At 72.5% G+C, this 5,444-nt stretch carries 3 protein-coding genes; all 3 read left to right on the top strand.

The genetic code is table 11. The annotated features are described in order from the left end of the window. The coding region (locus AC08OT_RS18895; protein ID WP_476603124.1) for an SDR family NAD(P)-dependent oxidoreductase at positions 1–3,605 on the top strand (3,605 nt) is incomplete at its 5' end. Positions 3,606–3,647: 42 nt separating this feature from the next. Continuing rightward, positions 3,648–4,331: an MFS transporter gene (locus AC08OT_RS18890; RefSeq protein WP_476592328.1), complete on the top strand. Its 684-nt coding sequence runs from the start codon at positions 3,648–3,650 to the stop codon at positions 4,329–4,331. A gap of 36 nt (positions 4,332–4,367) precedes the next feature. After that, positions 4,368–5,123 (top strand): MFS transporter, encoded by a 756-nt coding sequence (locus AC08OT_RS18885; RefSeq protein ID WP_476592327.1) that lies wholly within the window; start codon positions 4,368–4,370, stop codon positions 5,121–5,123. The last annotated feature ends 321 nt before the right edge of the window (positions 5,124–5,444 follow it).

Here is a 5,444-nt window from a genome sequence, read left to right as displayed (position 1 = left end):
TCGACGCGCTGGCCGAACACTGGGTGGCGGGCGGCGCGGTCGGCTGGGCTGCCCTGCACCCCGCGCCGCGGGTGGTCGTGCCCCTGCCGTCGTACCCGTTCGCGCGGATGCCCTGCCGGTTGACCGGGTCGGCCGCGCCGACGGCTCCGCCCGGACCACCAGGGGCGCCCGAGCCGACCGAGCCGACCGAGGCCGAGCTGACGGAACGGCAGCCACCGGCGGCGCCCGAGCCGGCCGAGGTGGTGGAGTTGCGGGGGCGACCAGGGGTACCCGAGCCGCGCGAGGTCACGTTGGTGGAACGGCAGTGGCTGCCGGTCGGCGCCGTCCCGTCCGGCGCTGCCCCGGTCGAGGGCACCATCCTGTGCCTGCACCGGCGGACGACCGCGGACCTCGCCGCCCGGCTCGCGCGGGGCCATCCGGGCGTCGTACCCGTCGCCGAGCACGACCTCGCCGACCCGGCCGGCATCCTCGACCGCCTGCCGCGGGTCACCGGCTGGATCGACCTGACCGACCTCGACCGGACCGAGGACGACCCGGGCTCGACCGACCGCCGCCTCGTCCTGCTCCGCGCCGTCGTCGCGGCGGGGCGTACCACCGGGCTGCGAGGGCTGGTCGTCACCCGCGGTCTCCAGGACCTCGACGGCCCGCCGCCGGGCACAGCGGGCGCCCGGATGGTCGGGTTCGTGCGGATGCTCGGCGCCGAGTACGCGAAGGTCGTCACGACGGCGCTGGACACCGATGTGCCTGCCGAGCGTGTGGAGCAGCTGCTGACCGCGCTGTGGGGCGAGTGGCACCTGCCCGCGGCGAAGGCCGAGGTGTGCCATCGCAACGGCCTGCGCTACCGGCCCGTGCTGCGGCCGGCCCTGACCCGGCACCGGCCGCTGCCGGTGTCGCCGGACCAGGCGTACGTGGTGACCGGCGGGACGCGCGGCCTGGGCGCGCGGGTCGCGGCCCATCTGGTGGAGCGGGGTGCGCGCCGCATCGCGCTGCTCGGCCGCCATCCGCTGCCGCCCGAGGAACGGTGGGATGGCCTGCTCGACGCGGCTGCCGCCGAGCGCGTGCGCGCGGTGCGCGACCTGCGCCGCGCCGGAGCGCGGGTCGAGGTGCACACGGGCACGTTGACCGACGGGGCCGCGCTCGGGTCGTTCCTGGACCGGGTGCGGCGCGAGCTGGGACCGATCGGTGGCGTCGTGCACTGCGCCGGCGGACCGGCGGCCCGGCCCGGGGCGTTCACCCGCGGCGACTCGGCGTCCGTGGCGGCGGTGTTCAGGCCGAAGGTCGATGCCCTGGAGCGGCTGCTGGACCTCACGTCGGTCGACCGCCTGGCGTTCTTCCTGACGTTCTCGTCGGTGTCCGCGCTGGTGCCGAGGATGGCGGTCGGGGTGTCGGAGTACGCGGCGGCCAACGCGGCGATGGATTTCGTGGTGGCGCGGCACGCGCGGGCGGGCAGGCCGTGGCTGCGGTCGGTGGCGTGGCCGATGTGGCAGGACAGCGGGTCGGGCCGCGGCGGGCCGAACGTCGGTGAGCCGGTCGGGCTCGGGTCGTTGCGCGACGCCGAGGCGTTGCACGCGCTGGAAGGGGTGGTGGCCATGCCGTGGGGCGGGGTGGTTCTCCCGGTGCGGCCGCTGTCGCCCGACCTCGACCTGAACTCGCTGCTCGACGCCAGGACGGCGCCGCCCGACCCGACTGCGTTGCCCGACCCGACTGCGCCGCCAGATCTGGTCGCGGTGCCCGGCCCGGTCGCGGCGCCGCCCGAGCCGCTGAGGTCCGTGGAGGACGTGGCTGCGCGCCTGGTGGGGATCTTCGCGCCCGCTCTGGATATCCCGGCATCGAGCTTCGACGCCGAAGCGGACTTCGGGGACATCGGCGTCGACTCCGTGGTCCTGGCCGAGCTGCTGGAACTGGTGGAGCGCGAGGTCGGCCGCCACCTGCCGCCGTCGGTGCTGATGGAGTTCCCGAGCGCGGCGGGTCTCGCCGGCTACCTCGTGGCGGAGGGCATCACCTTCACCGCCCCGGCGGAGGGCGTCACCATCTCCGAGCCGGGGGAGAGAGCCGGAACGCCGCATGTCGAGCCGGAACTCGGTCGCGTCGCACCCGCGCCGACCGGTCGAGCCGAGGTCATCCCCCCGCGCTGCGATCCCGACGACCGCAGAATCGCGATCATTGGCATGGCCGGGCGGTTCCCGGGCGCGCCGGACGTCGCCACGTTCTGGCGCAACCTGCTGGACGAACGGCACTCGGTCGCCGAGGTGCCCCGGGACCGTTGGGACACCGAGCGGCTCTACGACCCCCGGCCTCAGCTCGGCCGCAGCGTCAGCAGGTGGGGCGGCTTCGTCGACGGCCTCGCCGACTTCGACCCGGAGCGGTTCGGCCTCACCGACGAGGAGGCCACGGCCCTCGACCCCGGTATCCGCCTGTTCCTCGAATCGACCCTGGACTGTCTGCACGACGGCGGCTACACCCGCGACGAGGTGTGGGGCCGCCGGGTCGCGGTCGTGGTCGGCGGGCGCATCTCCGCCTACGGACGGCGGGCGGCGCTGCGGCCCAGTGTCCTGCAGTCCGACCAGAACTTCCTGGCCGCGCAGGTGGCGCACCGCTTCAACCTCACCGGTCCGAACCTGGTGGTGGACAGCGCCTGCTCGTCCGCCCTGGTGAGCGTCCACCTGGCCACGCGGATGCTGCTCGCGGGCGACGCGGAGATGGCGGTCGCGGGCGGCGTGGAGATCCTGTTGGACGAACAGGCGTACCTGGAGTTCAGCGCGGCCGGGGTGATCTCGCCCACCGGTGTGTGCCGCCCGATGGACCAGCGCGCCGACGGGATCGTGCCCGGTGAGGGCTGCGGCGCGGTTCTGCTCAAGCCGCTGGCGAAGGCGCTGGCCGACGGGGACAGGGTGCACGCGGTCATCGAGGCGGTCGAGGTCAACAACGACGGCCACACCATCGGTGTCACCACCCCCAACGTCACCGCCCAGGCCGACGTCGTCCGCGCGGCGCTGCATGCCGCCGGCCGGAGTGCCGACGAGATCGGCCTGGTCGAGGCGCACGGCACCACTACCATGATCGGCGATCCGATCGAGCTTCAGGCGCTCACCCGGGTCTACCGGGAGATCTCCACCCGCACCGGCTTCTGCGCCGTCGGCAGCCTCAAGTCCAATGTCAGCCACCTGCTGTGCGCGGCGGGTGTGGCCGGGCTGATCAATGTGTCGCTGGCGGTGGAACACGGCCGCGTCCCGGCCACCCTGTTCTGCGAACGTCCCAACCCGAGGTTCGACTTCGAACGGTCACCGTTCCGGCCCGCGACCGCGACCACGGACTGGCCCGCGCCGCCGGAGCGCCGCGTGGCCGGACTGAGCTCGTTCGGCCTGGGCGGCACGAACGCGCATGTCGTCGTCAGCGGGCTGCCCGACACGCTGCGCGCCCGGCAGACCCGTCAGCCCCTGCCTCCGCCCTCCTACCAGCGGCGCAGGCTGTGGCTGGACCGGGCCCGGAACGACGCGAACGAGGTTCGCGCACCCGCGGGACCGACGGGCGTTCCCGCCGCACGGCGTAGCCGCACCGGGCTCCTCGAACTGAGGTTCGTCGACCCTGTGCCGGTCGCACGCTGACAGGGAACCGCTTGCGCGGAGGGAGAGGAAACCCGCGTACTCATGGACTCCACGGCACAGCTGTCGACGCAGGCGCCGCCCGTGCCCGCCAGGCAGGTGCACCTCGCGGTGGGCGGCGTCATGGTCGGCATGCTCCTGTCCGCCCTCGACCAGACGGTGGTCAGCACCGCGCTGCCGCTGATCGTCGGCGACCTGGGCGGTGTGGGCAGCCTGCCCTGGGTTGTGACGATCTACCTGGTGACCTCCATGGCCACGACGCCGTTGTGGGGCAAGGTCTCGGATCTGTACGGCCGCCGCGCGGTGTTCCAGGTGGCCATCGTGGTGTTCGTCGTCGGCTCGCTGCTGTGCGCCGTCGCGCAGGAGATCTGGCACCTGGTCGTGTTTCAGGCGGTCCAGGGCGTCGGCGCGGGCGGGCTGTTCGTGCTCGCGCTGTCGGTGATCGCGGACGTGGTGCCGCCCGCCGAGCGCGGTCGCTACCAGGGTGCGTTCGGCGCGGTGTTCGGTCTGGCCAGCGTGGGCGGTCCGCTCGTGGGCGGCTTCTTCGCCGACGGGCCGGGCTGGCGGTGGGTGTTCCTCGTCAACCTGCCGGTCGGCATCCTCGCCCTGTTCGCGGCGTCCGCCGGTCTGCGCGGCGTCAGGACTCCGCAGCGCGGCCACCAGATCGACGCGCTGGGCGCGGTGCTCGTGGTCGGTACGGTCACCTGCACCCTGCTGTACCTGAACTGAGCGGGCAACGAGCTGGGCTGGGCCTCGCCGGGCGCGTTGGCGCTGCTCGCCGCGGGGGTGGTGCTGGCGGTGGCGTTCGTGCTGGCGGAGCGGCACGCCGCGGAGCCTATCACGCCGATGTCGCTGTTCGGCAACCGAGGTGTCGGCATCGCCACCCTGTTCGGGTTCCTGTCCGGCGCGGCGATGTTCACCGGCATCGTGTTCCTGTCGCTGTACTTCCAGGCGGTCAGAGGCTACTCGGCCACCCTGTCGGGCGTCGCCATGCTGCCCGCGATGCTCGGCCTGGTGGCCGCCTCCATGGGGTCCGGAATCCTGATCAGTCGTACCGGCCGCTACAAGCTGTTCCCGGTGGCGGGCTCGGCGGTGCTGGCGGTCTCGCTGGCCCTGCTGTCCTTCGTGGACGTCGACATCTCGTACTGGCTGGTCGCCGTGTACTCGCTGCTGTTCGGCGTGGGCGTCGGCTGTGTGATGCAGCCCGTCATCACCGCGGTGCAGAACTCGGTGGAGATGAAGGACATCGGCGCGGCCACCGGCATGGTGAACTTCTTCCAGCGCCTGGGGTCGGCGATCGGCGTCGCCGTTCTCGGCTCGGTGCTCGCCGCCAGGCTGGCGAGCGACGGCACGACCGAGAGCATTCCCGCGCTGCGGGCGCTGCCCGAAACCGAGCGGAACGCGGCGATCGGCACGTACACCGACGCCCTCACCGACCTTTTCCTCATCGCGGTGCCGCTGGTGGTCGTGGCGTTCCTGGTGTCGCTGATGCTGCGGGAGAGCCGCCGCGAAAAAGGTTGACCTGCTCGGTGAGACTTTTCCGTCGTCGACTCCGACCTGCGACAACCTCACCCGGCAGACGTGCGATGGAAAAGGCTCAATGTTGGGCGGCGGGACAGCCCTGGCCCGCCTAGGATTCGGAATGAAATAACTTGTTCACTTCGGGGTCCTCGCGAGCCCGTGACCTGCGAAGACGCATATTGGCTTGCATTAATTACTTCATTACGAATTCCTAGCGTCAGGGCTGTCCTCTCCGTACCAGGCGTACCAGAAGGGCAGGTCAGATGAGCCAGGCGGTAATCGGTGAACTGCGACCGGCGTCGGCCCAGAGCCTCAATGCCG

This window comes from Frankia sp. CgJB1 (assembly GCF_977947065.1).
Note: the sequence above shows the minus strand (reverse complement) of the source record. Positions and strands in the feature narration are given on the sequence as shown.